We start from the raw sequence: 1,056 nt of genomic DNA on the forward strand, positions 1-1,056 counted from the left end.
CATTATTCCCAGTTTTGACTGAGACGCGGATCCCGCGGATCCAATGGCTTGCGAAAGGCGAGGCGTACGATGAGCAAAGAAGTACTGCTGGTTGTTGAGTCGGTATCCAATGAAAAGGGCGTACCGGCAAACGTAATTTTTGAAGCGCTGGAGCTGGCTCTGGCCACGGCTACCAAAAAACGTTTCGAGGACGAAGTCGATCTGCGTGTGGAAATCAATCGCCACACCGGTGCTTATGAGACATTCCGTCGCTGGACGGTCGTCGAAGAAGCAGACCTGGACGATCCGGCCATCGAAACCTGGCCGAGCAAGGTTGCCGAAACGCATCCTGGCGCTCAGGTCGGTGACGTAGTCGAAGAAAAAATCGAATCCATCGAGTTCGGCCGCATCGCTGCACAGACTGCTAAGCAAGTCATTGTGCAGAAAGTTCGCGAAGCCGAGCGCGCGCAAGTTGTTGACGCTTACCGCGAGCGCCTGGGTGAAATCATCTCCGGCACCGTGAAGAAAGTAACCCGCGACAACGTGATCGTTGACCTGGGCAACAACGCTGAAGCGTTGCTGGCTCGTGAAGACATCATCTCCCGCGAAACCTTCCGGGTTGGTGTGCGTCTGCGTGCACTGCTCAAGGAAATCCGCACCGAGAACCGCGGCCCGCAGCTGATCCTGTCGCGTACCGCGCCGGAAATGCTGATCGAGTTGTTCCGCATCGAAGTGCCGGAAATCGCTGAAGGCCTGATCGAAGTAATGGCTGCGTCCCGCGACCCGGGTTCACGCGCCAAGATCGCGGTCCGCTCCAAGGACAAACGCATTGATCCGCAAGGCGCTTGCATCGGTATGCGCGGTTCGCGCGTCCAGGCAGTGTCGGGCGAATTGGGCGGCGAGCGTGTGGACATCGTCCTGTGGGACGATAACCCGGCTCAGTTCGTGATCAATGCAATGTCGCCGGCTGAAGTGGCGGCAATTATCGTTGACGAAGATGCCCATGCAATGGACATCGCCGTTGGCGCAGACAATCTGGCTCAGGCCATCGGTCGCGGTGGTCAGAACGTGAGTCTG

General features: G+C 57.8%; 1 protein-coding gene. It reads left to right on the forward strand.

The annotated features are described in order from the left end of the window. Positions 1-69: 69 nt before the first annotated feature. A partial coding sequence (gene nusA, locus ACIQY3_RS34375; protein ID WP_403029131.1) for a transcription termination factor NusA occupies positions 70-1,056 on the forward strand: 987 nt, incomplete at its 3' end.

This window comes from Pseudomonas sp. NPDC096950, from assembly GCF_044762525.1.
Classification (GTDB): domain Bacteria; phylum Pseudomonadota; class Gammaproteobacteria; order Pseudomonadales; family Pseudomonadaceae; genus Aquipseudomonas.